We start from the raw sequence: 26,794 nt of genomic DNA, 5'->3' as shown, positions 1-26,794 counted from the left end.
CCGACATGAAGTTTCGCTTTCCCATCGTCATCATCGACGAAGATTTCCGCTCCGAAAACTCCTCTGGTCTTGGCATCCGCGCCATGGCCGAGGCGATCGAGACCGAGGGATTCGAGGTGCTGGGTGTGACCAGCTACGGCGACCTGTCCCAGTTCGCCCAGCAGCAGTCCCGCGCCAGCGCCTTTGTCCTGTCCATCGACGACGAAGAATTCAGCCCCGGCCCCGATCTGGACCCCGCCGTGGTGAACCTGCGCAGTTTTATCCAGGAGGTGCGGCGCAAGAACGAAGATGTGCCGATCTATGTCTATGGAGAGACAAAGACATCGCGCCACCTGCCCAACGACATCCTGCGCGAACTGCACGGCTTCATCCACATGTTCGAGGATACGCCGGAATTCGTCGCCCGCCACATCATCCGCGAGGCGAAAAGCTATCTTGAAGGCATCCAGCCGCCGTTTTTCAAGGCCCTGCTGGATTATGCCGAGGATGGGTCCTATTCGTGGCACTGCCCCGGGCATTCCGGCGGCGTCGCGTTCCTCAAAAGTCCGATCGGTCAGATGTATCACCAGTTCTACGGTGAAAACATGCTGCGCGCCGACGTCTGCAACTCGGTCGAGGAGCTGGGCCAGCTGCTGGACCACAACGGCGCCATCGGTGCATCCGAACGCAATGCCGCGCGCATCTTCAACGCCGATCACTGCTTCTTTGTGACCAACGGCACCAGCACGTCGAACAAGATGGTCTGGCACCACACTGTCGCCCCCGGCGATGTGGTTGTGGTGGACCGCAACTGTCACAAGTCGATCCTGCACAGCATCATCATGACCGGCGCGATCCCGGTCTTCCTCAAACCCACGCGCAACCATTACGGCATCATCGGCCCGATCCCGAAAAGCGAATTCAGCATCGACGCGATCCGGGCCAAGATCCGCGCCAACCCGCTGCTCGCCCATGTGGATGCGGATACGGTCAAGCCGCGCATTCTGACGCTGACCCAGTCGACCTATGACGGCGTGCTTTATAACACTGAGACGATCAAAGATCTGCTCGACGGTTATATCGAGAACCTGCATTTTGACGAGGCTTGGCTGCCCCACGCCGCATTCCACCCCTTCTACGGCGGCTATCACGCCATGGGGCGCAAACGCGAACGGCCCCGCCATTCCGTGACCTATGCCACCCAGTCGATTCACAAGCTGCTGGCCGGGATCAGTCAGGCAAGCCACGTTCTGGTGCAGGATTCTCAGGACACCAAGCTCGACCGCCATCTGTTCAACGAAGCCTACCTCATGCACACCTCGACCAGCCCGCAATACAGCATCATCGCCAGCTGCGATGTGGCGGCGGCGATGATGGAACCCCCGGGCGGCACCGCGCTGGTCGAGGAGAGCCTGGCCGAGGCGCTGGATTTCCGCCGCGCCATGCGCAAGGTTGACGCCGAATTCGGCGACGATGACTGGTGGTTTCAGGTCTGGGGCCCGGATGAGCTTGGCGAAGAGGGGCTTGGCACCACCGATGACTGGATCCTCGGCAAGACCGGCAAAGAGGGTGCCGCCGAAACCTGGCATGGCTTTGGCGACATGGCGCATGGCTTCAACATGCTCGACCCGATCAAATCCACAATCATCACGCCCGGCCTCAACCTTGATGGCCGGTTCGAGGAGACGGGCATTCCCGCCTCGATCGTCACCAAGTTTCTGGCCGAACATGGCGTCGTGGTGGAAAAGACCGGCCTCTACAGCTTCTTCATCATGTTCACCATCGGCATCACCAAGGGCCGCTGGAACACGCTGCTGACCGCACTGCAACAGTTCAAGGATGACTATGCCAAGAACCAGCCGATGTGGAAAAGCATGCCGGAATTCTGCGCGAAACATCCCCGGTACGAAGGCATGGGCCTGCGCGATCTGTGCCAGCACGTTCACACGCTTTATGCGAAATACGATGTGGCGCGTCTGTCCACGGACATGTACCTCAGCGATCACACCCCGGCGATGACACCCAGCAATGCCTTCAGCCATATCGCGCAGCGCACAACCCAGCGCGTGCCGATCGATGATCTTGAGGGGCGCATCACCACCAGCCTCGTCACCCCCTATCCGCCGGGCATTCCCCTGCTGGTCCCGGGCGAGGTGTTCAATCGCAAGATCGTCGAATACCTCAAGTTCAACCGCGCCTTTGCCCATGAATGCCCGGGGTTCGAAACGGACATTCACGGTCTGGTGCAGGAGGTCGGCACCGACGGTCATGTGCATTACTTTGCGGATTGCGTCGCGGCGTGATCTGTTGCTGCCGGGCGCCCAGCGCTGCCCGGCACGCCCCTCTGACGCTGACCCCGGAGTGAAACCGATCAAAAGGCTGGCGCATGATCCGCTTTCTTCACACCTCTGATCTGCATCTCGGCAAGCCCTTTGGCCGCTTTCCCGAAGAGGTGCGCCACCGCCTGCGTCAGGCCCGTCAGGACAGCATCGCGCGCCTTGCCACGGCCGCCCGCACCGGCGCTGCCAGCCATATCTTGCTGGCCGGCGACACGTTTGATGCCGAGACACCCAGCCGCACCACCCTGCGCCACGCGATGAACGCCATGGCGGCGGCGGACGATCTGACATGGGTGCTGATGCCGGGCAATCACGACCACCTCAGGGCTTCGGAAATCTGGGATGTGCTGGCGCGCGAACACCCTGCGAATGTCCTGCTCGCCCTTGATCCCACCCCCATGCCCTTGACCGACGGCGCCACCCTGCTGCCCGCGCCCTGCACCGCGCGCGCACCGGGGCGCGACCTGACCGAATGGATGGACAGCGCTGAAACCGGGGGAGCGCTTCGTATCGGCCTCGCCCATGGCTCTATCCGCGACTTTGCCGCAGCCGAGGATCTGGCCGAGGGCGGCGGCGGCGTGATCGCACCTGACCGCGCCGCCCGGGCCGGGCTAGACTACCTTGGCTTTGGCGACTGGCATGGCCGCATCGAAGTCTCGCCCAACACCTGGTATTCCGGCACGCCGGAACCGGACAGCTTCAAACCCCACCGCCCTGCCGGCGCGCTCTTGGTCACGCTCGCAGGGCAGGGGGCGCGGGCAGAGGTGCAAGAGATCGAAACCGGTCAGCTCAGCTGGCAGAACCTCCCCCTCGATCTTCTGGACAGCGACGATGCCGCCGCGCGGCTCTCTGACGCCCTGCCGCCCCTCTCCACGCGCGACCGCACGCTGATCGACATCCGCGCCACGGGCCGCGCCTGCCTTGCCTCCCAGGCGGCCCTGATGCAGGCCTTAGCGGCTGTCACCCCTGATTTCCTCTGGGCCGACAGCGACCTCTCTGCCCTCGCGGTCAGCCATGACGTGACCGACCTGTCGCAGATCGACGACCGCGGCGCCGTGCGCGACGCCGCCGAATCCCTCGCCAAAGCTGCTGACACCGGCGATGCGGCAGCAGCTCTCGCCCTGCGGCGGCTCTATTCCTATGCACTGGAGCTGAAATGAAACTCCGCGCCCTCACGCTCCAGAACGTGCGCAAATTCGGCGGCAAGAGCGTCACGATCCGCGACATCGGCGACGGAATCACAGTCATCTCCGAAGCCAATGAATTCGGCAAATCCACCTTCTTTGACGCCCTGCACGCAGTGTTCTTTGAAAAACATACCGCCAGCGGCAAAAGCGTGAAATCGCTGCTGCCCCATGCCGGCGGGGCCATGCGCATCGGGGCAGAGGTGGACATAGACGGCGCGCACTATGCCATCGAAAAACGCTTCCTCACCCAAAAGGGCGCCAGCGTCACCGATATGGCCCGCGGCACGGTCATCGCCCGTGATGGAGAAGCCGAAGACTGGATCACCCGCCACATCGGTGCCCCGGATCAGGGGCCGACCGGTCTGCTCTGGGTGCGGCAGGGCGTGGTCGGGCTGGAACCGGCTGATGCCAAACCCGCCGAGCGCGACAAGCTGACAGAGGTGCGCCGCGATCTGCTCAGCTCCGTTGCCGGAGAGATTGATCAGGTCACCGGCGGGCGCACCATGGATGCGATCCTGCGCCGCTGCGCCGAGGATCTGTCGCAGATCGCCACGGGCAAGACGCTCGCGCCCCGTGGGGCATGGAAAGAGGCGGTGGATGCCACCCGCGATCTGCAGGCCGAACTGGATGTTCTGGACCGTCAATGCGCCGATCTGGCCGACGCGCTGGGCGAACGGCGCAAGGTCGACGAAGAGCTGCGCCGTCTGGATGATCCGGGCGAAAAGGCGCGGCGCGACGCCGATCTGCGCGCCGCCCGCGCCGCCCATCAGGCCGCAGAAAGCCATGCGCAAAAGGTCACGGCCGCCCAACGCGACCTCGACATCGCCACCCTGCAACTGGGCGAGGCAGAGCGTGACCAGACCGCCCTTGCCGCCGCCATCACCGCAGCAGAAGAGGCGGCACAGCTCCTCACGCAGTCCGAACCCCGCCATAGACTGGCGGCGCAAACGCTGACCACAGCCCGGGACGGCGAAACACAGGCCCGCAGCACCCTGACCACGGCAGAGGCCGCAACCAAATCCCTGCGCGACGCGCTGGCTTTGGCCGACCGCGCGGCCGCCGCACAGCGCGCCCGCGACGACATCGCCCGGCTCGACAGCACGCTGACACAGGCGCGCGCCCATATCACCGCCCGTGCGGATGCACTGGCGCGCATTGCCGAAAACACCGCAACCCCCGACCATCTGACAGCGGCGGAGGCAGCTGTCGCCGCCGCCAGCCGCCTGCGCACTGCCGCCAGTGCGCGCGCCGCGCACATGACCATCCGCTACAGCGGCGCTTTGCGGCTGTCCCAGTCGGGCGTGGACCTTCCCGGCGATGTGCCCATTGCGCTGCACAGCGGTCAGGACATCACCCTTCCGGGCATCGGCGCCCTGCGCTTTGATCTGCCACAGGATGCCGGCGGCACCGGGGCGGAACAGACCCAGAGCGATGCCGTGGCGCAGGAACAGACCGCGCTGCAGGCCTGCGGCGCACAAACGCTGGCCGAAGCACGGCAAAAGGCACAGGCGCGGCAGGCGGATGACCACAAGGCGCATCTGGCGGGCGAAATGCTGCGCACGCTGGCGCCGCTGGGCACTGATGCGCTGGAACAGGATCTTGCCCGGGCGCGTGCCGTTCTGGACGCCGCCCCCGAAACCCCGATCCGCGCCGCCGACAGCCTGCGCCCTGACCTCGACACTGCGGAAACGGCCCAGGCTGCGGCCCGCGCCCACCTGACCCAGTGCAGCGAAAAGGTGGCATCGGCCCGTGAATCCTTGGCCTCAGCTGACGCATCTCTGACCTCTGCCCGCAGCCAGAAGGACCGCGCCGACACCCAGGCCGGACCACAGCAGACCCGCGCCCCCCGCGCCACGGCCCTGCGCCTGACCGCAGACACCGCGCGCCAGACGGTGCAAACCCTTGCTGCTGCCCTTGCCTCAGTGCAGGCCGACGCCCCTGACGCCGCCACGGCGCAGGCCAACCTCACCCGGGCCGAAGCCGCCGCTGACGTCGCGCGCAAGCGCCGCGCCCATCTGGGGGAACGCCGCGCTGATCTGTCCGCCCGCATCGACACCCGCGCCGATGAGGGGATCGAGGAACGCCGTGACGAGGTGACCGGCCAGCTGCAGACCGCCTGCGACACCGCCGCACGCTACGCGGCCGAGGTCGCAGGCCTGTCCCGTTTGCGCGACACGCTCGAATCCGCCCGCGATGACGCACGCGAAGCTTATTTTGAACCGGTACAGGCCGAACTGCGCCCGCTTTTGCGCATTCTGCATGACGACGCGGGGCTTGATTGGGAAAGCGACAGCCTGATGCCCGGTGCCCTGCGGCGCGGGGCAGAGGTCGAAGCCTTTGACACCCTGTCCGGCGGCACGCAGGAACAGATTGCCATCCTCACCCGTCTGGCCTTTGCGCGTCTCTTTGCGCGGCGCGGCCAGCATCTGCCGATCATTCTGGACGATGCGCTGGTCTATTCCGACGACGACCGCATCGTAAAGATGTTCACCGCCCTGACGCGCGTTGCCGCCGATCAGCAGATCATCGTGTTTTCCTGCCGCCAGCTGGCCTTTGCCGGGCTGGGGGGCGAGCGGCCTCTGATCTTGGTGCAGGATCTGGCCTGAGACGGTCCGACTTTAACCTGAGCCAGATCGCAGCAAGACACCTCACCGGGTCAGATGCAGCGCCTCAAGCCCATGAAAATGATACGTCGGCGCATAGCGCGGCGCCTTTGCCAGCCGCAGGCCGGGCAGGCGGTCAAACAGGATCGGCAGCGCGATCTGCAGCTCCAGCCGCGCCAGTGGCGCGCCGACGCAGAAATGCAGCCCGCCGCCAAAACTGGTGTGCTGCGCCGCGCCCCGCGTCACATCGAACCGCTCGGCCTGCGGCCAGACATCGTCGTCCCGGTTGGCAGACCCCAGCATCAGCGCCACGGTATCGCCGCGCTGAAAGGTGTGATCAAAGATCGTGACCTCTTCATAGGCCATGCGGGTAAAGATATGCAGCGGCGGGTCATAGCGCAGGATCTCTTCGCTGATCGCCTCTGCCGTGTCCACGGTCGGCGTCACGTCCTGCTGCAACAGACAGGCGACACCATTGCCCAGCGTATGCACCGTCGCCTCGTGCCCCGCATTCAGCAGCAGCACACAGGTGGCGATCAGCTCGTCATTCGACAGCTTTTCGCCGGCTTCTTCCGCTGCGATCAGCTGCGTCAGAAGATCATCACGCGGATCAGTGCGGCGCGCCTCGATATATCCCCGCAGGAAGGTGGCGAACTCGTCAGCGGCGCGGGCGGCGGCATCCTCGATCGTGCGGGTCCGCCCGGCCTGATACATCGCAACCATTGCGTTGGACCATTTCAGCAGCTGATCCGCATGGTCATCGGGCACTCCCAGCAGCCGCGCGATGATGATCACCGGCAGCTTTTGCGCGAACTGCGGCAGAAGATCGAAATCGCCGGCGGGCAGGGCGTCGATCAGCTGATGACACAGCGCCGTAATCTCGGGCGCCAGCGCCGCAATCCGGCGCGAGGTAAAGGCGCGCAGCACCAGACCGCGCAGGCGCGTGTGGCGGGGCGGCTCCAGCTCCAGCATCGAATGATCCTCGATGGCATAGAACGGTTTCAGATGCTCGGGCACGGGCGCGGCCAGATCTGCGGGGATCTCGCGGCCAAAGCGGCGGTCGCGCAGGATCGCACTCACCGCGCGGTGGCTGACGGCTGAGGCGCGGTCATACTCGTCCCACCAGACCAGATCGCCCGCCGCGCGCATTTCGGCATAGAGCGGATAAGGGTTCTGGCCAAACGCAGCGTCGGTCGGATCTTGAGCAAAATGTTTCATGGCCTGCGCCATGCCGTTAGACGCTGGTCTTTGCAAGTGGGGTTTTGCTATGCAAGGGCATGCGTCTCATGCTCACCTCGCGCTCTGCGCTGATCGCCCTGTACCTTGCCGCCGTCACGGTGCTGTCGGCGGGGGTCTGGGCCTATGGCTATGTGCAGGCGCTGGGGCAGGTGGCGGCGCGCGGGCGCTCGGACCTCGAACTCGCCGCCGACCGGCTGGTGACGCAACTGCAGCGCTACCGCGAATTTGCCGTGCTCATGGCACAGCATCCGACACTCGCCGCCCTGCACACCGGCGGCAACCGGGCAGAGGCGGGGGATATCCTGCTGGCCGCTGCGGATAAGACCGGGACGCTGATCGCGCTTTATGCGGACGTGCGTGGCAACGAGCTGGCCGCGTCCAACGCAAACATCCCGCAGGATCTGGCACAAACGCCGCATTTCCGCCGCGCATTGCAAGGCGCGCTGGGGGTGTCGCTGGGCGTGTGGAACGGCCAGCGCATCATCTCGTTCGCCGCGCCGGATTTTGGCCCCGATGGCCGCGTGCGCGGCGTGCTGGTGGCGGTGGTCGACGCGGTCGAGCTGGAACAGGACTGGCGCGGCACCCTGCCCACGGTCTATTTCACCGATGCGGCGGACCGCGTGTTTATCACCAACCGCTCGGAGCTGCTGTTCTGGAAACGCGTGGGGCCAAACGCCGTGATGTCACCCATGGGGGTGCGCTATGAGGTTGCGGTGAAATATGTCGGGGGGCATGAACTCTGGCAGCAGGACTGGAGTCCTTATGTGCCCAAACGCGCGCTGCATCTGACCACGCCGCTGCCGGTGATCAGCATGGAGGGCGTGGCCTTGATCGACGAGACACCGGCGCGCCGTCTGGCCACATTGCAGGCGGCGGTGGTGGCGGCGGTCTGCCTGTTTCTGGGTGCGCTGCTGTTCCTTGCCACCGAACGCCGCCGCACGCTGGCGCTGGCCAATGCGGTGCTTGAGGACCGCGTGATGACCCGCACCCGCGCCCTGTCCGAGACGAACACCGCCTTGCGCCGCGAGGTGCTGGACCGCGAAGAGGCCGAAGAGGCGCTGCGCCGTGCCCAGGCCGAACTGGTGCAGGCGGGCAAGCTGAGCGCCCTGGGTCAGATGTCGGCCGGCATCAGCCACGAGCTGAACCAGCCGCTGATGGCGATCCGGTCCTACGCCGAAAACGGCGTGGCCTTTCTGGACCGCCAGCGCCCGGAAAAGGCGGGTGAGGCGCTGGGGCGGATTTCCGACATGGCGCAGCGCATGGCACGCATCATCGGCAACCTGCGCGCCTTTGCCCGGCAGGAAAGCGCGCCGATGACGCGGGTCGATCTGTGTGCGGTGCTGCAATCGGCGGTCGAGCTGACCGAGACGCGGCGCGAACAGGCGCGGGTGGTTCTGCTCTGGACCCGCCCGCCCGCGCCGGTCTGGGTGCGCGGCGGCGAGGTGCGTCTGGGGCAGGTCTTTGTCAACCTGATCACCAATGCGGCGGATGCGATGGAGGGGGCGGCGCTGCGGCGGCTGGAGATCGGGATCGTGGACGCGGTGCCGCTGCGGGTGACGGTGCGCGACACCGGCCCGGGGATTGAAGAGCCGGAGCGGATCTTTGACCCGTTCTACACCACCAAGGCGGTGGGGGGCGGTGACGGCATGGGGCTGGGCCTGTCGATCAGCTATGGTCTGGTGCAAAGCTTTGGCGGCACCATTCGCGGCGCAAATGCCCCCGGGGGCGGTGCGATGTTCACGGTCGAACTGGATGCCTGGGTTGAGGAGGCCGCCGCATGATGACGAATGACGCTCGGGCTGGCGCCCATCGCCCCACCCGCCATCCCGCAGGAGGTCTGCAATGATCCGGCGTGTGCTTCTGGTGGATGACGATGCGGCGGTGCGTGATGCGCTGAGCCAGACGCTGGAGCTGGCCGAGATGCAGGCGATCACGGCTGCCTCGTTCATCGAGGCCAAGGATCACATCACGCCGTCTTTTGCAGGGGTGGTGGTGTCGGATCTGCGCATGCCGGGGCGGGATGGCTTTCACCTGCTTGATTTCGCCCGCGCGGCGGACCCCGATCTGCCAGTGATCCTGCTGACGGGCGAGGGTGACATTCCGATGGCCGTGCGCGCCATGGCGGCAGGCGCCTTTGATTTCCTTGAAAAACCCTGCGCGCCGGGAGATCTGACGGCGGTGATCGAACGCGCCCTGCGCACGCGCGCGCTGGTGCTGGAAAACCGCCGCCTCAAGGTGCAGCTGGAAACCGGCGACGCTGCCGCGCGGCTGGTGTTCGGCAATTCCGCACTGGCCGAGGGCTTGCGCAGCACCGTGCGCGCCGCCGCACGGTCGGGCACAGAGGTGCTGGTCACCGGGGCACCCGGCACCGGGATTTCCAAGATCGCCGAGGTGGTGCACCTCTGCTCGCCCCGCGCCAAGGGGCCGTTCGAAAAACGCGCCTCCGCCGGGATGGGGCGTGAAACTCTGGCCGAGATCTGGCAGGCCTGCGGTCCCGGCACGCTGTTTCTGGACGACATCGGCGCCCTGCCCATGGACACGCAGCTGGCTCTGGTCGATGCGATCGAACGCTCGCTTGGGGGCGGCGGTGCGCGTCTGATCGCGGGCAGCACGCAGGATCTGGGCGGTCTGGTCGAGGCGGGGCAGCTGAGTGCCGAACTCTACTACCGCCTGCAGGTGATGTCGGTGCACATCCCCTCGCTGTCCGAACGCCCCGAGGATATCCCGGTGCTGTTTCGCCACTACGTCGCACAGGCCAGCGAACAGGCCGGTCTGCGCCCGCCTGAAATCACGCCAGAGGTGGTGGCTGGTCTGATGGCACAGGACTGGCCCGGCAATGCCCGCGCGCTGATGTCCGCAGCCATGCGCTTTGCCCTTGGCCTGCAAGAGGCCGAGCGGTCGGATGCCGGGCTGGGGCTGGTGGAACAGCTGGCACAGGTGGAACGATCCCTGCTGATCGAGGCGCTGCGCCGCGCCGAAGGTCAGGCCAGCGCCGCCGCCGAAGCGCTGCGCCTGCCGCGCAAGACCTTCTACGACAAGCTGGCGAAATACGCGCTGAAGCCCGAGGCCTTCCGCTAACGCGTTTCGGCGTCAAGGCACAACTCTTTGACCATCGGAACCCCGATCCGGGTTTGAAGCGAAACGCCCTGGGCACCTGTTGCGTGAAACGGCCTCTGCTGACCGTCCCTGATCCTGCGCAATACGCTCAGCGCCGAACCGCTCACGCGCCGCTCCTGCACGAGTCATGCTGTGCGGATTTCCGCACGATTTGCGCTAACGGTTGTGCGGAAATCCGCACAACGCTGCGAGGGGCAAAGGTGGTACCGGGCCAGTTACTCGCGCAATACATTGAAACAACACGTATATTCAGACAACAAGGGGCGCTGCCACACAAAGTCTTGCCCTGTGGGGCCGCGCACAGTCTTCTATGCGCATCCGGGCGCCTTGGGAGCGGTGTCTGGGCATCATAAAATCAAAATGTTCCGGGAGGACCAAGATGAATAAGTTTCTCATGACCGCCGCCGCCGTGATGGCGCTGGGCGCCACCGCCCAATCTGCCGCCGCATCCTGCGAAGACGGCGAAATGGTCATCAAGTTCAGCCACGTCACCAACACCGACAAGCACCCCAAGGGCATCGCCGCCAGCCTGCTGCAGCAGCGCGTCAATGACGAGATGAACGGCAAGGCCTGCATGGAGGTGTTCCCGAACTCCACGCTCTACACCGACGAACAGGTGATCGAGGCGATGCTGCGCGGCGACGTTCAGTTGGCCGCCCCGTCGCTGTCGCTGTTTGAATCCATCACCAAAGCCTACCGCCTGTTCGACCTTCCCTTCATGTTCAAGAACATTGATGCGGTCGACGCCTTTCAGGCCTCTGACACCGGTCAGGAAATGCTGGACATGATGCAGCGCCGCGGCCTGCAGGGTCTGGGCTTCTGGCACAATGGCATGAAGCAGTTCAGCGCCAACAAGCCGCTCATCGAACCCGCCGATGCCAATGGCCTCAAGTTCCGCGTGCAGCCGTCTGACGTGCTGGTCGCACAGATGAACGCGCTGGGGGCCTCGCCGCAGCCGATGGCGTTTTCCGAAGTCTATGGCGCGCTGCAGACCGGCGTTGTCGACGGGCAGGAAAACACATGGTCCAACATCTATGGCCAGAAGTTCTTTGAAGTGCAGGACGGCATCACCGAAACCAATCACGGCGTGCTCGACTATTTGGTTGTGGCTTCGGTCGACTGGCTCGACAGCCTGGATGCGGACACCCGCGACCAGTTCCTGACCATCCTCGACGAAGTCACCACCGAACGGAACGCCGATGTCGGCAAGGTCGATCTTGAGGCGCGTCAGGCGATTCAGGATGCAGGCGGCGAGATCCGCGAACTGACAGACGCACAGCGTCAGGACTGGGTTGATGTGATGAAACCCGTCTGGTCGCAGTTCGAGGAAGAAGTCGGCGCTGAAAACATCGCCGCCGCACAAGAGTTCAACGCGCAGAACTAAGGCGCGGATCTTCACAAGGCGGCCCGGATCAACCGGGCCGCCTGTTTTCTGCCGGGGGAGAAACACCATGAGTGGCAAATACACGCCCAAAGGGCCGATAGGCCGGGCCGTGCACGGGTTCGAGGAGACGGCCATCGCCGTCATGCTGGGTCTGATGACGATGCTGACCTTCGTCAACGTGATCCTGCGTTATGTCTTCAACAGCTCCCTGATCTGGAGCCTTGAGGTGGTGCTGGTGCTCTTCACCTGGCTGGTGCTTTTCGGGGTGTCCTATGCCTTCAAGGTGACAGCCCATCTTGGGGTCGATGCGATCACCAACATGCTGCCCCGCAAGCCGCGCAAGGTGCTGGCGCTGATCTCTGGCGGCGTGTGCATCGTCTATGCGCTGCTGATCTGCAAGGGCGCCTGGGACCAGTGGGCGCCGTTTGCTGATCTTCCGCCGACCACAGGGCACTGGTTCCCAACGGGTCTGGACACCACATCGCGCGGGCGGTCCTTCTTTGAGACCGACCAGATCCCGATGCCCGATTGGCTGCGTTTCCTCGAAGACTGGATCAACTACGGCGAACATTATTCGAAAATGCCCCGTGTCATCCCCTATACCATCCTGCCGATCGCCGCTGCGCTGATCCTGTTCCGCATCTGCCAGGCCGTTTTGCGCGTCTGGAAAGACCAGGACGAAAGCCTGATTGTCAGCCACGAAGCCGAAGACGCCATCGAGGACGTCGCAGCCATGAACCGCGGAGACTGAGCCCATGGAAGTCCTCCTTCTTTTTGTCATGATCGTCGGCCTGTTGCTGATCGGTGTTCCCATCGCCGTGGCGCTTGGCTTTGCATCGATCTTCTTTCAGCTGGCCTTTTCCGAAACCTCCCTCGCTTCGGTTGCACAGTCGCTGTATCTCGCCATGGCCGGGCATTACACGCTGCTTGCGATCCCGTTCTTCGTGCTGGCCTCCAGCTTCATGTCCACCGGGGGCGTGGCCAAACGGATCATCCGCTTTGCCATCGCCTGCGTTGGTCACCTTCAGGGCGGTCTTGCCATCGCCGGTGTTCTCGCCTGCATGATGTTCGCGGCCCTCTCGGGGTCCAGCCCGGCCACCGTGGTGGCCATCGGCTCCATCGTCATCGCGGCGATGCGTAAGGTCGGCTATACCAAGGATTTCGCCGCCGGCGTGATCTGTAACGCCGGCACGCTCGGCATCCTCATTCCGCCCTCCATCGTGATGGTGGTCTATGCCTCGGCCACCGACGTCTCCGTGGGCCGGATGTTCCTTGCGGGGGTCTTTCCGGGCCTGCTGGCCGGTGTGATGCTGATGGTGACGATCTATGTCATCGCCCGGATCAAGAACATGCCCAAGGGCGAATGGCTCGGCTGGGGCGAGGTCTATGCCTCTTTCCGCGATGCCATCTGGGGCCTGCTGCTGATCGTGATCATCATGGGCGGCATCTACGGCCACCCCTGGATCCGGTTCGACGGCGGCAGCTTCGTCTACTGGAAGGGCGGCGCCTTTACCCCGACCGAAGCCGCAGCTGTGGCCGCTGTCTACGCCTTCTTCGTGGCCAGCTTCATCTACCGCGACATGGGGCCCCTCGCGGCCACAAAAGAGGGCGGTCGCCCGATCCCGCTCTACCGCAAGCCGCTGGCGATCATCACCGCCTTCTTTCACAAGGACACGCAGGCCACCCTGTTCGAAGGTGCCAGGCTGACCATCACGCTGATGTTCATCATCGCCAACGCGCTGCTGCTCAAACACGTGCTGACCGATGAACAGATCCCGCAAAGCATCGCCAATTCAATGCTCAGCGCGGGCTTCGGTCCGGTGATGTTCCTGGTGATCGTCAATGTGATCCTGCTGATCGGTGGACAGTTCATGGAACCCTCGGGCCTGATCGTGATCGTCGCACCGCTGGTGTTCCCGATTGCCATTCAGCTGGGCATCGACCCGATCCATCTGGGCATCATCATGGTGGTGAACATGGAAATCGGGATGATCACACCCCCGGTCGGTCTGAACCTCTTTGTCACCTCCGGTGTTGCGGGCATGCCGATCATGCGGGTCGTCAAGGCGGCACTGCCCTTCCTGGCCGTGCTCTTCGTCTTCCTGATCATGATCACCTACATCCCGATCATCTCGACCTTCCTGCCCAACGCGATCATGGGCCCGGAAATCATGACCAACTGAGCCCGTTTCATAGGTTCTTATCTCGTACCGGTGCCCGCGTTCTGCGCGGGCACCTTTTTTGTCTGCAGGCACCTGAGCACAAAAAAACGACGCCCCGTTTCGGGGGCGTCGTTTACGTGTCTGTCTATGGGACGCTAACCGCCCCCGTACATCAGGACTGCGCCGTGGGCGACGCGTTCAGCGCCGAAACGATCGGCATGAAATCCGTGGCCTTCAGGCTTGCGCCGCCAACCAGCGCACCATCCACATCCTCGACCGCAAAGATCTCGGCCGCGTTCGATGCCTTGACACTGCCGCCATAAAGCAGACGCATCGCACCGGCGATATCGTCGCCAAAGCGGCTGGCAATCTCGGTGCGCAGGAAACGGTGCACTTCGGTGATCTGCTGCACGGTCGGAACCTTGCCCGTGCCAATGGCCCAGATCGGCTCATAAGCGATAACCAGATTGGACCCCGTCGCGCCCTCGGGCACAGACCCCTTCAGCTGTGTGGCCAATACCTCAAGCGTGCTGCCATCCTCGCGCTGCGCCTCGCTCTCACCGATGCACAGGATCACCTTGAGCCCGGCAGCCCAGGCCGCCTCGGTCTTGGCCAACACATCGCCGTCCGTCTCGCCATGGTCCTGACGGCGTTCGGAATGGCCGGTGATCACATAGGCCGCACCGGCATCCGCCAGCATCATCGCCGACAGATCGCCCGTATGCGCGCCGTTCTCGCCCGCATGGCAATCCTGTGCGCCGATGGTCACACCGGTCTTTAGGCCTGCCGCAGCGTAGATCAGTGTGGCGGGGGGGCAGATCAGCGGTTCAACATTGCCCTTGGACATCCCCTGCATCGCTGCCAGTTCCGCCAGGGACACCTGTGTGCCGTTCATCTTCCAGTTGCCAGCCGCCAGTTTGCGTCGCATACGCGCTCCTTTTCAGTTGTTTCAATATCAAAAGCCCGGCGCAAAGCACCGGGATATTCTCTCTGACCCCATGTCGATCCGCCAAATGTCCCATTCGGGAAAAGGGCGACACAGGCCCTGCCACACAGGGCAGGGACCTTGGGCGTCAGAGCCAGCCAAAAGCAGACCTGTTCAGGCCTTGCCGTTCGCCTGTTCTGATTCAAGCTCGGACGCATCCTTGAACTTGATCGATTCGCCGCAACCGCAGGCATCCACCACGTTCGGGTTGATGAACTTGAACCCGGATTCCAGCAGCGAGGTCTCGTAGTCGATCTTGGTGCCGAACAGGAACATCTGCGCCATCGGCGCGATCATCACGCAGGCACCGTCCTGTTCCACCACCTCGTCATGGGGGTCAGCGATGTCCACGTATTCCATGGTGTATTCCATGCCCGCACAGCCGCCCTTCTTCACGCCGATCCGCAGACCGGCGCGCTGGTCGCGTGCCATCAGCCGACTGATCTGGGTGATCGCGGCGGGGGTCATGGTGATCGGGGATTTTCCGGGAATGCCGAACATGCGCGTAACTCCTGTGTTGCCTGTAACCTAAGGCGAAGAGGGCCCGGAAACAAGGGGGCGGGCCGGGCTGCCCGCGACAGTGATGCCCGCAGCGACATCGCGAGTCACGACGCTGCCAGCGCCGATGATCGCATCATCGCCAATGGTGACCCCGGGCAGCAGGATCGCACCGCCCCCGATCCAGACATTGCGCCCGATGGTGATGGGGCGGCCAAACTCCAGCCCGGCATCCCGGCTCGCCCCATCGCGCGGGTGATCCGCCGTCAGGATCTGCACATAGGGGCCAATGGCCGTGTTGTCGCCGATGCTGATCGCGCAGACATCCAGCAGCACGCAGCCGTAATTCACGAACACATCCCGCCCAAGGCTGATGTTATAGCCGTAATCCACATAGACCGGCGCGCGCACCGCGACACCCTCGGCCCGCCCGAACAGCTGGGCCAGCAGGGGCGCGCGGTCCTCGTCGCCATAGATCGTCTGATTATAGGCGCGCATCAGCGCCTGCGCGCGCTTGCGCTCGGCCACCAGTTCTGGATCACCGGCCCGATACAGATCGCCGGCGATCATCTTCTGCTTTTCGCTGGCCATCGCGTCAGGCGCTCTGCTTACGGCGACGGCGGATTACATGAACCCCAGCTCAAGCCGCGCCTCATCCGACATCATGTCCATCCCCCAGGGCGGCTCGAACACCATGTCCACATCCACCTGCTTGACCCCAGCCAGCGGCTCGATCGCCTCGGCGACCCAGCCCGGCATTTCGCCTGCCACAGGACAGCCGGGGGCAGTCAGGGTCATCGTCACGTTCACCGCGTTTTCCGGGGAAATGTCGATCGTATAGATCAGCCCCAGATCATAGATGTTGACCGGAATTTCCGGGTCATAGACACCACGACAGGCCTCGACCACCTGATCATACAGCGGATGATCAGTGCTCGATGGCGGGATCAGGGGCGTGCCTTCAAGCTTTGGGCTTGCGTCGGTCATGGACGGTCCTTCCAAGTCTTACCTGACCAATCATATAGGGAATGGCCTGCCTGTCGTAAAGGGTCGCGTGTGGGTCGCGCCACCTTCTGATCGCCGTTTCTGGACAGGGCCCGCAATCGCCTTACCTCCTGTCCAGCCGCCGCCTTTGCCACAGAAAGATCCGCAAGAAGATCCGCAAGATCCGCGACAGAAATATCCGCCACAGAAAGCCCGCCATGTCCGCCGCACCCCGCAATGACCTCAAGATCTACGACGATGTCGCCGCCCGATGGTGGTCCGATGACATCCGCTGGGTCCGCACCCTGCGCAACATGGTGCCCGGACGGATGAAATGGTTCGATCAGCAGACCGACTGGCCGGGCCGCAGCGTGCTGGATCTCGGCTGTGCCGGCGGCTTCATGGCCGAGGCGCTCGCCAGACGCGGTGCCAGCGTCACCGGTATTGATCCCGCCACCGACGCCATCGCCGCCGCCCGCAGCCATGCCGCATCCGAGGGGCTGAGCATCCGCTACGACACCGGTGTGGGCGAGGATCTGCCCTATCCAGGCGCGTGCTTTGACCGTGTGGTCTGCGTCGATGTGCTCGAACATGTGCAGGATCTCGCGCAGGTGCTGGCAGAGGTCACGCGCGTGCTCAAACCCGGCGGGCTGTTCCTGTTCGACACGATCAACCGCAACCCGCTTGCCCGTCTCGCGACCATCACCCTGGCCGAGGATGTGCTGCGCCTGCTGCCGCGCGGCACCCATGATCCGGCGCTGTTCATCACCCCGGCAGAGCTGCGCGCCGCACTCCTCACGGCGGGCCTCACACCCGGCCCCACAACCGGCCTCGGCCCCCGTGGCCTGAACCGGCGCGGCGACCTCACCTTTGGCCCGCTGCCCCTGCGCACGGTGATCTACATGGGCACGGCCCGCAAAGCCGCCAAACCCCCGCCGACCGCACCGGGTTCAGGCCTCTGAGGCGCCCCGCCTCAAACCCGGACCGCGTGTTCGCGCCCCGTCTGCCCAGCCGTCAAGGCGAAACGCAGGCGCCGTATGTCATCTCAAATCCGGGACGCACGCCCCCCAACCCCTTCATCTGCCCATAAATATCCCGGAGAGCACGAGAGGCAGCGCCTCTCGTTTGCCCCAAAGGGGCAACACCTGACAAGATGTACCGCAGGTGCCTCTCAAGCCTCCCGCCTCCGGGGCAAGACCTCACTCCGCCAGCTTGCGCTTCCGGACTGGGGCAGGGCGTACCCGCTCCTCGATATGATCATACAGCATCCCGGCGATGTTCTTCCTGGACGCCGCCTCGATCCCCTCGAAACCGGGGCTGGAATTGACCTCCAGCACCTTGGGCCCGGTCTCAGAGCGCAGCAGATCCACCCCGGCAAGGTTCAGCTTGAACGCCCGCGCCGCACGGATCGCCACATCGCGCTCTTCGCGGGTGATCCGCACCACCTTGGCCGTGCCGCCCTGATGCAGGTTGGACCGGAAATCCCCATCCGCCCCGGTGCGTTTCATCGCCGCCACCACCTTGCCGCCGACCACCAGACAGCGCACATCCTCGCCCGCCGCTTCCTTGACGAAATCCTGCACCAGGAAATTCGCCCGCAACCCGCGAAACGCGTCGATCACCGATTGTGCGGCCTTCTTGGTCTCGGCCAGCACCACACCCTTGCCTTGGGTTGATTCCAGCAGTTTCACGATCAGCGGCGCGGTGCCCACCAGTCGCATCAGCGAATCCGTATCCTTGGGCGAGGAGGCAAAGGCCGTGTTCGGCATCCCGATCCGGTGTTGCGCCATCAGCTGATGCGCATGCAGCTTGTCGCGCGACGCGGTGATTCCTTCGGACCCGTTCACACAGAACGTCCCGATGGTTTCAAACTGCCGGATCACCGCCGTGCCATAGGATGTGACCGACGCCCCGATTCGCGGGATCACCGCATCGTAACGCGGCAGCCGCTTGCCATCATAATGCACCTCGGGCGCCATGGCATTGATCGCCATGTAGCAGCGCGTGGTGTCGATGACCTCGACCGTATGACCGCGCGCCTCGCCTTCCTCGACCAGACGGCGGGTGGAATAATTGTTCTCGCGGCTCAGCACCGCCACCCGCAGCGCCCGGGGCGGGGCAGAGCGGCGCACCTCAAGCGAGGAGTAGACATCATAGCTCAGCTCGGGCTGGCAGAACCGGTCGGTCGCAACGATGGTAATGTGATCTTTCAACGCCTCACGTCCCAGCAGCATCCGGGAATTCATCCGGTCGCGGTTGGTCAGCGTGATCTCGATCGGCCAGACCTCACCGCCCACCCGCAGGGTCGATCCGATGACATAGCGGCTCTCGCTCTCGCCATTGGATGAAATCACGGACCGCCGGTCGATGATCGCGGCGGAACAGGCAATCACCAGATCCTCACGCCCCGGAATCGGATGGATGGTAAAGCGCACGCGCGGCGCGCTGACGGATCCGAAGGTTTCGATGTCAAAGGCATGCAGCGCGCTGGTCTTGGCCCCGGTATCGACCTTTGCCCGCAGGGCAGGCAGGCCAAGGTCCGGCAGCGCGACCCATTCCTCCCATCCGAAACGGATCAGGTCTGGGGTCGCGGGGATATCGTCGGTCATGATCACGCCTGTGGCTCCTAAGGGGTGCTCAGCCCTAGCAAGCAGGGCGACACACCGCAAGCCGTGCCTAGCGGGCGGATATGACCTTTATGTTACAGTTTGGGCGCGGGGGCTGGTGCCGCCCAAGTGAAGCCTGCCGTTGATGTGTGTTCAGACCAAGATCCGCGGCATGATCCGGCAAGCATGGTGCGCTTCGGGGGCTGCTGGTCTTTTGCGCACAGAAACCGTGCTTTTACAGAGATTGTTTAGGGACAGGATAGCGCCTAGCTAAGCTGCAAGTCGCTTTCACTAATCTCAGGAGAGAGTTTATGTCCGACACACCCAAAATCGCCCTCATCATCGGTTCGACCCGCGCCACGCGTTTCGCCGACAAGCCTGCCCAATGGATGCTGAAACAGGCCAAGGCCCGTACAGACATGGAGGTTGAACTGGTCGATCTGCGTGATTTCGACCTGCCGCTGTTTGACGAACCCGCCTCGAACAAATGGATGCCCTCCAGCGACCCCAAGGCCATCGCCTGGCAAAAGAAGATCGCCGAATTTGATGGCTACATCTTCGTCACCGCCGAATACAATCACTCGATCACCGGCGCGCTGAAAAACGCCCTCGATCAGGCCTATACCGAATGGAACCGCAAACCGATGGGGGCCATCGGCTACGGCGGTGTCGGGGCCGCACGCGCGGTCGAACATCTGCGCAACATCGCGGTGGAACTGGACATGGTGCCGGTGCATGGCGCGGTGCATATCGCGGGCGGCGATTTCATGGCCGTGCATCCGCTGGGCGCCAATGGTCCGATCGAAAGCATCGAGGACCACCTGATGGCCTCGGCCACCAACCTGCTGGACGACATGGTGTGGTGGGCAAATGCCACCAAGGCCGCGCGCGGCTGATCGTAAAACCAAGACCAAGCGCGCAGCAGACCCCGGCACCGGATCAGGTGGCCGGGGTTTGTCTTTCCCTAATGTGGCCGCAACGCGACGCCTGCATCTGCCGTCCCTTAACCGCCATACTGCCAGCCATACGCAAACCATACGGTTTCCATACGCCTTCCATATGCCTTGTGCAGGCCCTTTGGGCGGCGTAAAGCAGGCTCCCATGAGCACCTCATTCACCCTCGCTGCCAGTGATGGCATGGCCCGCACCGGCGTCATCTCGACCCCGCGTGGCGACATCCGCACACCCGCCTTCATGCCCGTTGGCACCGCCGCCACGGTCAAGGCGATGATGCCCGAATCTGTCCGCGCAACCGGCGCCGACATCCTGCTGGGCAACACCTATCATCTGATGCTGCGCCCCACGGCAGAACGGGTCAACCGTTTGGGGGGATTGCATAAATTCATGAACTGGGATCGCCCGATCCTCACCGATTCCGGTGGGTTTCAGGTCATGTCGCTGGCCGCCCTGCGCAAGTTGACCGAACGCGGCGTGACCTTCAAAAGCCATATCGACGGCTCAAAACACGAGATCACGCCAGAACGCTCGATGGAGATTCAGCGCCTTTTGGGTTCCGACATCGTCATGTCCTTTGACGAATGCACGCCATATCCGTGTACCCAAGAGCAAGCCCTTGAAAGCATGCGCCTTTCCATGCGCTGGGCGCAGCGCTCGCGCGATGCCTTTGGCGACCGTCCCGGCCACATGCTGTTCGGCATCCAGCAGGGCAGCGTCTTTGCCGACCAGCGCGAAGAAAGCGCCGAGGCGCTGAAAAACATCGGATTCGATGGCTATGCCGTGGGCGGTCTGGCCGTGGGCGAGGGGCAGGAGATGATGCTGCAAACCCTTGATTTCGCAACAGACATGCTGCCCAAGGACAAGCCGCGTTACCTCATGGGCGTGGGCAAGCCCGACGATATCGTCGGTGCCGTCAAGCGCGGTATCGACATGATGGATTGCGTTTTGCCGTCCCGCTCGGGGCGCACAGCGCAGGCCTGGACCCGGCGCGGCCAGCTCAACATGAAGAACGCCCGCCATCAGGACGATCCGCGCCCGCTGGACGAACATTGCACCTGTCCCACCTGCCGCAACTATTCCCGCGCCTATCTGCACCACGTTTTCCGCGCGCAGGAAATGATTTCCGGTATGCTGCTGACCTGGCACAATCTGCATTACTATCAGGAACTTATGCAGGGCATGCGCGACGCGATCAGCACAGGCACCTTTGCCGCCTTCGAGACAGAGTTCCACGCACAGCGCGCCGAGGGCGACATAGACCCGCTCTGATCCGTTAACAATCCGATGGTGCGATCCTACCCGGGGCCTTGTCTGCGCTCAGGCTCATACCCAATTGACCCTTCAGCACAGACGCTGTGCCCTGCTGAACAGAACAGCAGGGACCCAGCCTCCGCCGTTGCGCGTTAAGTTAAAGAAGCCGCAACTTTCAGGCTCTACCAAAAGGATTATCTGATGACCGAGCATGCCCTATTCACGCCCTTCACCGCGGGCAAGATCGACCTCAAGAACCGTATCGTCATGGCGCCGCTGACGCGCAACCGGGCCAAGCCCGAAGATGACACCCCCTATGACCTGCATGTCGAATACTACACCCAGCGCGCCGGTGCTGGCCTCATCATCACCGAAGCGACCCAGATCACGCCCGAGGGCAAGGGCTACGCCTGGACCCCCGGCATCTATTCCGACGCTCAGGTCGAGGGTTGGAAGCGCGTGACAGATTCCGTCCATGCCGCCGGTGGCAAGATCGTGATGCAACTCTGGCACGTGGGCCGCGTCTCGCACACTTCTCTGCAGGAAGATGGCAAAAAGCCGGTGGCACCCTCAGCCATCGCTTCGGGTGCACCGACCTTTGACGGCACGCAGATGGTCGAGACGTCAGAGCCCCGCGCGCTGGAACTGTCTGAAATCCCACGTATCCTCGCAGATTACCGCCATGCGGCAGAGAACGCCAAGAAGGCCGGTTTCGACGGCATCGAACTGCACGCGGCAAATGGCTATCTGCTGGACCAGTTCATGAAGGACGGCCCTAACAAGCGTGACGATGCCTATGGCGGATCGCTGGAAAACCGCACCAAGCTGACGTTCGAGGCGCTGGATGCCCTGCTGCAGGTTTGGGAGCCGGGCCGCGTCGGCATCCGCCTCAGCCCGTTCTCGGGTGCCAATGGCGCGACCGACAGCGATCCCGCGAAACTGGCGGAATTCGTGATCGAAAAACTCGCGAAATATAACCTCGCCTATCTGCACATGATCGAAGGCCAGACCGGCGGCCCGCGCGAATGGCCGAACGAGACCAACATGGACGAGCTGAAAAAGACCTTCGGCGGCGCCTGGATGGGCAACAACGGCTATGATCGCGACATGGCCATCAAGGCCGTCGACGAAGGTCACGCCGATCTGGTGGCCTTTGGCGTGCCCTATATCGCCAACCCCGATCTTGCCCAGCGGCTTGAAATGAACGCGCCGCTGAACGCGCCGGACAAAGCCACTTTCTACGGCGGCGGGGCAAAAGGGTACACCGATTACCCCTTCCTTACCGAAGAACAGGCCAAGAAAGCGGGCTGACGCTTTTCTGTTGCATGCCGGACAAACGCCCCGGCATGCAGCACATCCCGGACGGATATCCTCCACAGCCAGCGCAGCTTTGTGTTGGTCATCGGCACACGTTACTTAAAAGATTGCCCTGATTTTCCGCTTCGCCACAGGCAAGACCCAGCTGGGCCTTGCTCTTGCCACACGCGGCGGGCATGTTACCCCGAACAGATCGTAAAGACGGGGCGCATTTGAAGCGCTTGAAAACCGGGTAAAACACCCCATCTTTACCCTCTATGACCGGAGATGGCCGGGGCTGCCGCAAAGCGGGGCCGGTGCCATCTTGCCAAGAATAAGGATTGAGCATGAAAAAGCCTCTCAATACATCTTATCCTGTGCTGCCGCTGCGCGACATCGTCGTGTTCCCACACATGATCGTGCCGCTCTTTGTGGGCCGCGAGAAATCCGTGCGGGCACTGGAAGAGGTGATGTCGGACGACAAGCAGATCCTGCTGTCCTCCCAGATCGACCCGGCGGTGGATGATCCCACCAGCGACGGGATCTACAAGGCTGGCGTGCTGGCAAATGTGCTGCAACTGCTGAAACTGCCCGATGGCACCGTCAAGGTGCTGGTCGAAGGTCAGGCACGTGTGCGTATCACCGAATACCTCGACAACCCCGATTTCTTTGAGGCAAAAGCCGAGTACCTGACCGAAATGCAGGGCGACGCCACCGCGATCGAGGCGCTAGTGCGCACCGTCGGTGATGAATTCGAACGCTATGCCAAGATCAAGAAAAACATTCCCGACGAGGCGCTGAGCACCGTTTCGGAAACCACCGAGGCGGCAAAACTCGCTGATCTCGTGTCGGGTCACCTTGGCATCGAAGTGGCTCAGAAGCAGGAGCTTCTGGAAACGCTTGCTATCTCTGACCGGCTTGAAAAGGTCTATGGCCTGATGCAGGGCGAAATGTCCGTCCTTCAGGTCGAGAAAAAGATCAAGACCCGGGTCAAATCCCAGATGGAGCGCACCCAGCGCGAATATTACTTGAATGAGCAGATGAAGGCCATTCAGAAGGAGCTGGGCGATGGTGAGGACGGCCAGAACGAGGTCGCCGAACTGGAAAAACGCATCTCGGAAACCAAGCTGAGCAAAGAGGCCCGTGAAAAGGCTGATGCCGAGATCAAGAAGCTCAAGAACATGTCGCCCATGTCGGCCGAAGCGACCGTCGTGCGCAACTACCTCGATTGGATGCTGTCCATCCCGTGGGGCGTGAAAAGCCGTGTGAAAAAGGATCTTGGTCTGGCGCAGAAGGTGCTGGATGACGATCACTATTCGCTCGACAAGGTGAAAGAGCGGATCGTTGAATATCTTGCGGTGCAGCAGCGCTCCAAGAAACTCAAAGGCCCGATCATGTGCCTCGTCGGCCCTCCGGGCGTCGGCAAGACATCATTGGGCAAATCCGTCGCCAAGGCCACAGGACGCGAATTCATCCGTATCTCTCTGGGCGGCGTGCGGGACGAATCCGAAATCCGCGGCCACCGGCGGACTTATATCGGCTCCATGCCGGGCAAGATCATTCAGGCGCTGAAAAAGGCGAAGACAACCAACCCATTGATTTTGCTTGATGAAATCGACAAAATGGGCCAGGATTTCCGGGGCGACCCAGCCTCCGCAATGCTCGAGGTGCTGGATCCGGAACAGAACGCAACCTTTGCGGACCACTACCTTGAGGTGGAATATGACCTCTCCAACGTGATGTTCCTGACCACGGCAAACTCCTACAATATGCCGGGGCCGCTTCTGGACCGGATGGAGATCATTCCGCTGTCCGGCTACACCGAGGACGAAAAGACCGAGATCGCAAAGCGTCACCTGATCGCCAAGCAGATCAAGAACCACGGTCTGAAAAAGGGCGAGTTCGAGGTCACGGATGAGGCGCTGACCGACATCGTGCGATACTACACCCGCGAAGCCGGCGTGCGGAACCTTGAACGCGAACTGGCCAAGCTGGCACGCAAGGCCGTGACCAAGATCGTGCGAGGCACCGAAAAGACGGTTGTCGTGGATGCGAAAAACCTGCCGGACTACCTTGGCGTGCGCAAGCACCGCTATGGTCTGACTGAGGATGAACACCAGATTGGTGTGGTGACCGGCCTGGCCTGGACCTCTGTCGGGGGCGATCTGCTCCAGATCGAGGCGCTGCGCCTTCCGGGCAAGGGCCGTATGAAAACGACGGGGAAACTCGGGGATGTGATGAAGGAATCCATCGAAGCTGCCTCGTCCTATGTCCGCTCCATCAGCCCGCAGATCGGGGTCAAACCGCCGCGGTTCGAAAAGTGGGATATCCACGTGCACGTACCCGACGGCGCAACGCCCAAGGATGGCCCCTCCGCCGGCCTTGCGATGGTGACCTCCATCGTGTCTGTGCTGACAGGTATCCCGGTGCGCAAGGACATCGCCATGACGGGCGAGGTGTCGCTGCGTGGCAATGCGATGCCCATCGGCGGGCTGAAGGAAAAGCTGCTCGCGGCACTGCGCGGCGGGGTCAAAACCGTTCTCATCCCGAAAGAGAACGAAAAGGACCTGACCGAGCTGCCGGACAACGTGAAGAACGGGCTTGAGATCATCCCCGTGGAACACGTCTCCGAAGTGCTGAAGCTGGCGCTGATCCGCGCGCCGGAACCGATCGAGTGGGATGAAGAGGCTGAAGAGGCTGCGGCCCAGGCCTTGGCCAAAAGCCAGTCGTCAGGTTCAAGCGCCGTAGCACACTAAGCCTGCGATACATGACTGAAAAGGGCGCCCCATCGGGGCGCCCTTTTGCGTTTGCATCTGTCCCCGCACGCAGGCGCGGGGGGGCCCCGACAAGGCCACGCGCGATGGGCCGCCGTGGCGCGCGGGTCCCTTTCAGGTCTGCGACGATCCTGCGGGTAAAATCACCAACTCCCCACTTGCACAGCTGCGCCCAGAGCGGTATGTCCAAGCCCACCGGGTGATTAGCTCAGTGGTAGAGCGCTTCGTTCACATCGAAGATGTCAGGGGTTCAAATCCCTTATCACCCACCAGAATTTTGTGAAAAGCGCGCCAGACCCGGCGCGCTTTTCCTGTTTCTGGCGTTTGCTGTCTGGCCTGTGCGCTACCACAGGCTGCGCCGCTCCTGCTCCAGCCGCAAATGCGACGCCGGGCGTTGGGGCAGGGGCAGCAGGCCGATGTCCTCTGCCAGATGTGGACTGCGGCGCAGCTGCTCCAGCCGCGCACAGTCGCGGCGCCTGCGCGCCCAGCCCGTCAGACGGTGCCAGAGGCTCGCTCGGCGGCGCTGCGGGAACAACGGATCTAGGTCTTGAACAGACATGAAACTCTCCTTGTGGAATCGGATTGTTTCGCTACCCTCGGTCCTCAAGTGAACTTGAGGTCAAGCCCTATGTCCAAGCCTGCCAGAAAAACCGTGCCCAACGATCTGAGCGTTGGCGAGATGGCAAAACGCGCCGGTGTTGCCGTTTCGACCCTGCATTATTACGAATCCGAAGGGCTGATCACCAGCTGGCGCACCCCGTCCAACCATCGCCGCTATGACCGGCGCGAACTGCGGCGTGTTTCCGTCATCCGCGTCGCACAGACATTGGGTATCCCGCTGGCAGAGGTGCGCGAGGTGCTCCACCATGTGCCGCAGGGCGCAGCGGTGGGCAAGGCGGATTGGGCTGATGCCTCGGCCCTGTGGCGCGACGAGATCGACCGCCGCATGGCGCTGCTGGACAAGCTTCGCAGTCAGCTGGATCACTGCATGGGCTGTGGCTGCCTGTCGCTGGAAAACTGCCCGCTTTACAACCCGGGCGATGCTCTGGCGCGGCAGGGGGCAGGTCCGCGCCGCTGGCTGGGCGCAGCGGACAAAGATTCTGCGGGCTGAGTGGTCAAAGCTCTCTTGATCTCTGCCTCAGGGCATTCTAAAAGCCGCGCAGTCGGGTGATTAGCTCAGTTGGTAGAGCGCTTCGTTTACACCGAAGATGTCGGGGGTTCGAGTCCCTCATCACCCACCATAAAATCAATGACTTAGCTAAGATTTGCGAAGTGCGCCTGGGTTCACTGAACCTGAAGCGTCATTCTTTGATCGGGTTTTGCTGCCAATAGTGTGCGACGTCAGATTACTTTGACCTTTACGTCATCAACTGTAAGCGGTGCGCCGTTCCCACCTATTTGGCGTAATTCCACGGCAGCAGCGCGTCGATATC

At 63.1% G+C, this 26,794-nt stretch carries 21 protein-coding genes and 2 tRNA genes; 16 read left to right on the top strand and 7 right to left on the bottom strand.

Annotated elements, in window-relative coordinates; translation table 11 throughout:
• The first annotated feature begins 5 nt into the window (after positions 1-5).
• The 3 genes from P775_RS11800 (at position 6) to P775_RS11790 (ending at position 6,111) form a co-directional block, all read left to right on the top strand.
• Positions 6-2,282 (top strand): arginine/lysine/ornithine decarboxylase, encoded by a 2,277-nt coding sequence (locus P775_RS11800; protein ID WP_099911183.1) that lies wholly within the window; start codon positions 6-8, stop codon positions 2,280-2,282.
• A gap of 83 nt (positions 2,283-2,365) precedes the next feature.
• On the top strand, positions 2,366-3,478 hold the full coding sequence (locus P775_RS11795) for a metallophosphoesterase family protein (RefSeq protein ID WP_099911182.1): 1,113 nt from the start codon (positions 2,366-2,368) through the stop codon (positions 3,476-3,478).
• Positions 3,475-6,111, top strand: a complete 2,637-nt coding sequence (locus P775_RS11790; protein ID WP_099911181.1) for an AAA family ATPase — start codon at positions 3,475-3,477, stop codon at positions 6,109-6,111. Before P775_RS11795 ends, P775_RS11790 begins: the two co-directional genes overlap by 4 nt.
• Before the next feature lie 42 nt (positions 6,112-6,153).
• Here P775_RS11790 and P775_RS11785 read toward each other — a convergent pair whose 3' ends face one another.
• Positions 6,154-7,326, bottom strand: a complete 1,173-nt coding sequence (locus P775_RS11785; RefSeq protein WP_099911212.1) for a cytochrome P450 — start codon at positions 7,324-7,326, stop codon at positions 6,154-6,156.
• 68 nt (positions 7,327-7,394) lie between these two features.
• Between P775_RS11785 and P775_RS11780 the strand changes: the two genes are divergently transcribed.
• The 5 genes from P775_RS11780 to P775_RS11760 all read left to right on the top strand — a co-directional run bounded on the left by P775_RS11780 (position 7,395) and on the right by P775_RS11760 (position 14,031).
• Entirely contained in the window at positions 7,395-9,128 is a 1,734-nt protein-coding gene (locus P775_RS11780) for an ATP-binding protein (RefSeq protein ID WP_099911180.1), read from the top strand.
• 61 nt (positions 9,129-9,189) lie between these two features.
• Complete coding sequence (locus tag P775_RS11775) at positions 9,190-10,425, top strand: sigma-54-dependent transcriptional regulator (RefSeq protein ID WP_099911179.1); 1,236 nt, start codon at positions 9,190-9,192, stop codon at positions 10,423-10,425.
• Between the two features lie 418 nt (positions 10,426-10,843).
• A complete protein-coding gene (locus tag P775_RS11770) occupies positions 10,844-11,848 on the top strand; it encodes a DctP family TRAP transporter solute-binding subunit (protein ID WP_099911178.1) in 1,005 nt (334 codons plus the stop codon).
• Between the two features lie 67 nt (positions 11,849-11,915).
• Positions 11,916-12,599 carry a TRAP transporter small permease gene (locus P775_RS11765; RefSeq protein WP_099911177.1) on the top strand — a complete coding sequence of 228 codons (684 nt, stop codon included), beginning with the start codon at positions 11,916-11,918 and terminating at the stop codon, positions 12,597-12,599.
• A gap of 4 nt (positions 12,600-12,603) precedes the next feature.
• A complete protein-coding gene (locus P775_RS11760; RefSeq protein WP_099911176.1) occupies positions 12,604-14,031 on the top strand; it encodes a TRAP transporter large permease in 1,428 nt (475 codons plus the stop codon).
• 151 nt (positions 14,032-14,182) lie between these two features.
• Here the strand turns inward: P775_RS11760 and tpiA are convergent, their stop codons facing one another.
• The 4 genes from tpiA to P775_RS11740 all read right to left on the bottom strand — a co-directional run bounded on the left by tpiA (position 14,183) and on the right by P775_RS11740 (position 16,480).
• Entirely contained in the window at positions 14,183-14,938 is a 756-nt protein-coding gene (gene tpiA, locus P775_RS11755; protein WP_099911175.1) for a triose-phosphate isomerase, read from the bottom strand.
• A gap of 171 nt (positions 14,939-15,109) precedes the next feature.
• Entirely contained in the window at positions 15,110-15,496 is a 387-nt protein-coding gene (locus P775_RS11750; protein WP_099911174.1) for a HesB/IscA family protein, read from the bottom strand.
• Positions 15,497-15,523: 27 nt separating this feature from the next.
• Positions 15,524-16,084 carry a sugar O-acetyltransferase gene (locus P775_RS11745; protein ID WP_099911173.1) on the bottom strand — a complete coding sequence of 187 codons (561 nt, stop codon included), beginning with the start codon at positions 16,082-16,084 and terminating at the stop codon, positions 15,524-15,526.
• Between the two features lie 33 nt (positions 16,085-16,117).
• On the bottom strand, positions 16,118-16,480 hold the full coding sequence (locus tag P775_RS11740; RefSeq protein WP_099911172.1) for an SUF system Fe-S cluster assembly protein: 363 nt from the start codon (positions 16,478-16,480) through the stop codon (positions 16,118-16,120).
• Between the two features lie 215 nt (positions 16,481-16,695).
• Here P775_RS11740 and ubiG point away from each other — a divergent pair, with 215 nt between their 5' ends.
• Positions 16,696-17,439: a bifunctional 2-polyprenyl-6-hydroxyphenol methylase/3-demethylubiquinol 3-O-methyltransferase UbiG gene (gene ubiG, locus P775_RS11735; protein WP_099911171.1), complete on the top strand. Its 744-nt coding sequence runs from the start codon at positions 16,696-16,698 to the stop codon at positions 17,437-17,439.
• A 237-nt stretch (positions 17,440-17,676) separates the two neighbouring features.
• Here ubiG and rimK read toward each other — a convergent pair whose 3' ends face one another.
• Complete coding sequence (gene rimK / locus P775_RS11730; protein WP_099911211.1) at positions 17,677-19,086, bottom strand: 30S ribosomal protein S6--L-glutamate ligase; 1,410 nt, start codon at positions 19,084-19,086, stop codon at positions 17,677-17,679.
• Positions 19,087-19,394: 308 nt separating this feature from the next.
• Between rimK and P775_RS11725 the strand changes: the two genes are divergently transcribed.
• The 5 genes from P775_RS11725 to P775_RS11705 all read left to right on the top strand — a co-directional run bounded on the left by P775_RS11725 (position 19,395) and on the right by P775_RS11705 (position 25,633).
• Positions 19,395-19,979 (top strand): NADPH-dependent FMN reductase, encoded by a 585-nt coding sequence (locus P775_RS11725; protein ID WP_099911170.1) that lies wholly within the window; start codon positions 19,395-19,397, stop codon positions 19,977-19,979.
• Between the two features lie 205 nt (positions 19,980-20,184).
• Positions 20,185-21,309 carry a tRNA guanosine(34) transglycosylase Tgt gene (tgt, locus tag P775_RS11720; RefSeq protein WP_099911169.1) on the top strand — a complete coding sequence of 375 codons (1,125 nt, stop codon included), beginning with the start codon at positions 20,185-20,187 and terminating at the stop codon, positions 21,307-21,309.
• A gap of 183 nt (positions 21,310-21,492) precedes the next feature.
• Complete coding sequence (locus P775_RS11715; RefSeq protein WP_099911168.1) at positions 21,493-22,602, top strand: alkene reductase; 1,110 nt, start codon at positions 21,493-21,495, stop codon at positions 22,600-22,602.
• Positions 22,603-22,934: 332 nt separating this feature from the next.
• Entirely contained in the window at positions 22,935-25,343 is a 2,409-nt protein-coding gene (gene lon, locus P775_RS11710) for an endopeptidase La (RefSeq protein WP_099911167.1), read from the top strand.
• A gap of 215 nt (positions 25,344-25,558) precedes the next feature.
• Positions 25,559-25,633 (top strand) — tRNA-Val (locus tag P775_RS11705).
• A gap of 71 nt (positions 25,634-25,704) precedes the next feature.
• Here the strand turns inward: P775_RS11705 and P775_RS11700 are convergent.
• On the bottom strand, positions 25,705-25,920 hold the full coding sequence (locus P775_RS11700) for a hypothetical protein (protein WP_099911166.1): 216 nt from the start codon (positions 25,918-25,920) through the stop codon (positions 25,705-25,707).
• A 69-nt stretch (positions 25,921-25,989) separates the two neighbouring features.
• On the opposite strand from P775_RS11700, the gene soxR reads away from it, so the two are divergent.
• Positions 25,990-26,472: a redox-sensitive transcriptional activator SoxR gene (gene soxR, locus P775_RS11695; protein WP_245875652.1), complete on the top strand. Its 483-nt coding sequence runs from the start codon at positions 25,990-25,992 to the stop codon at positions 26,470-26,472.
• A gap of 54 nt (positions 26,473-26,526) precedes the next feature.
• Positions 26,527-26,602, top strand: a tRNA-Val gene (locus P775_RS11690).
• Positions 26,603-26,794 lie beyond the last annotated feature (192 nt).

This window comes from Puniceibacterium antarcticum, assembly GCF_002760615.1.
GTDB lineage: Bacteria > Pseudomonadota > Alphaproteobacteria > Rhodobacterales > Rhodobacteraceae > Puniceibacterium > Puniceibacterium antarcticum.
This window is presented reverse-complemented; position numbering and strand designations above follow the sequence as displayed.

Excerpts from the sequence above, each read along its gene's own strand:
- P775_RS11800 (WP_099911183.1), top strand. The coding sequence starts at position 6 with ATGAAGTTTCGCTTTCCCATCGTCATCATCGACGAAGATTTCCGCTCC.
- P775_RS11795 (WP_099911182.1), top strand. The coding sequence starts at position 2,366 with ATGATCCGCTTTCTTCACACCTCTGATCTGCATCTCGGCAAGCCCTTT.
- P775_RS11790 (WP_099911181.1), top strand. The coding sequence starts at position 3,475 with ATGAAACTCCGCGCCCTCACGCTCCAGAACGTGCGCAAATTCGGCGGC.
- P775_RS11785 (WP_099911212.1), bottom strand. The coding sequence starts at position 7,326 with ATGAAACATTTTGCTCAAGATCCGACCGACGCTGCGTTTGGCCAGAAC.
- P775_RS11780 (WP_099911180.1), top strand. The coding sequence starts at position 7,395 with ATGCTCACCTCGCGCTCTGCGCTGATCGCCCTGTACCTTGCCGCCGTC.
- P775_RS11775 (WP_099911179.1), top strand. The coding sequence starts at position 9,190 with ATGATCCGGCGTGTGCTTCTGGTGGATGACGATGCGGCGGTGCGTGAT.
- P775_RS11770 (WP_099911178.1), top strand. The coding sequence starts at position 10,844 with ATGAATAAGTTTCTCATGACCGCCGCCGCCGTGATGGCGCTGGGCGCC.
- P775_RS11765 (WP_099911177.1), top strand. The coding sequence starts at position 11,916 with ATGAGTGGCAAATACACGCCCAAAGGGCCGATAGGCCGGGCCGTGCAC.
- P775_RS11760 (WP_099911176.1), top strand. The coding sequence starts at position 12,604 with ATGGAAGTCCTCCTTCTTTTTGTCATGATCGTCGGCCTGTTGCTGATC.
- tpiA (WP_099911175.1), bottom strand. The coding sequence starts at position 14,938 with ATGCGACGCAAACTGGCGGCTGGCAACTGGAAGATGAACGGCACACAG.
- P775_RS11750 (WP_099911174.1), bottom strand. The coding sequence starts at position 15,496 with ATGTTCGGCATTCCCGGAAAATCCCCGATCACCATGACCCCCGCCGCG.
- P775_RS11745 (WP_099911173.1), bottom strand. The coding sequence starts at position 16,084 with ATGGCCAGCGAAAAGCAGAAGATGATCGCCGGCGATCTGTATCGGGCC.
- P775_RS11740 (WP_099911172.1), bottom strand. The coding sequence starts at position 16,480 with ATGACCGACGCAAGCCCAAAGCTTGAAGGCACGCCCCTGATCCCGCCA.
- ubiG (WP_099911171.1), top strand. The coding sequence starts at position 16,696 with ATGTCCGCCGCACCCCGCAATGACCTCAAGATCTACGACGATGTCGCC.
- rimK (WP_099911211.1), bottom strand. The coding sequence starts at position 19,086 with ATGACCGACGATATCCCCGCGACCCCAGACCTGATCCGTTTCGGATGG.
- P775_RS11725 (WP_099911170.1), top strand. The coding sequence starts at position 19,395 with ATGTCCGACACACCCAAAATCGCCCTCATCATCGGTTCGACCCGCGCC.
- tgt (WP_099911169.1), top strand. The coding sequence starts at position 20,185 with ATGAGCACCTCATTCACCCTCGCTGCCAGTGATGGCATGGCCCGCACC.
- P775_RS11715 (WP_099911168.1), top strand. The coding sequence starts at position 21,493 with ATGACCGAGCATGCCCTATTCACGCCCTTCACCGCGGGCAAGATCGAC.
- lon (WP_099911167.1), top strand. The coding sequence starts at position 22,935 with ATGAAAAAGCCTCTCAATACATCTTATCCTGTGCTGCCGCTGCGCGAC.
- P775_RS11700 (WP_099911166.1), bottom strand. The coding sequence starts at position 25,920 with ATGTCTGTTCAAGACCTAGATCCGTTGTTCCCGCAGCGCCGCCGAGCG.
- soxR (WP_245875652.1), top strand. The coding sequence starts at position 25,990 with ATGTCCAAGCCTGCCAGAAAAACCGTGCCCAACGATCTGAGCGTTGGC.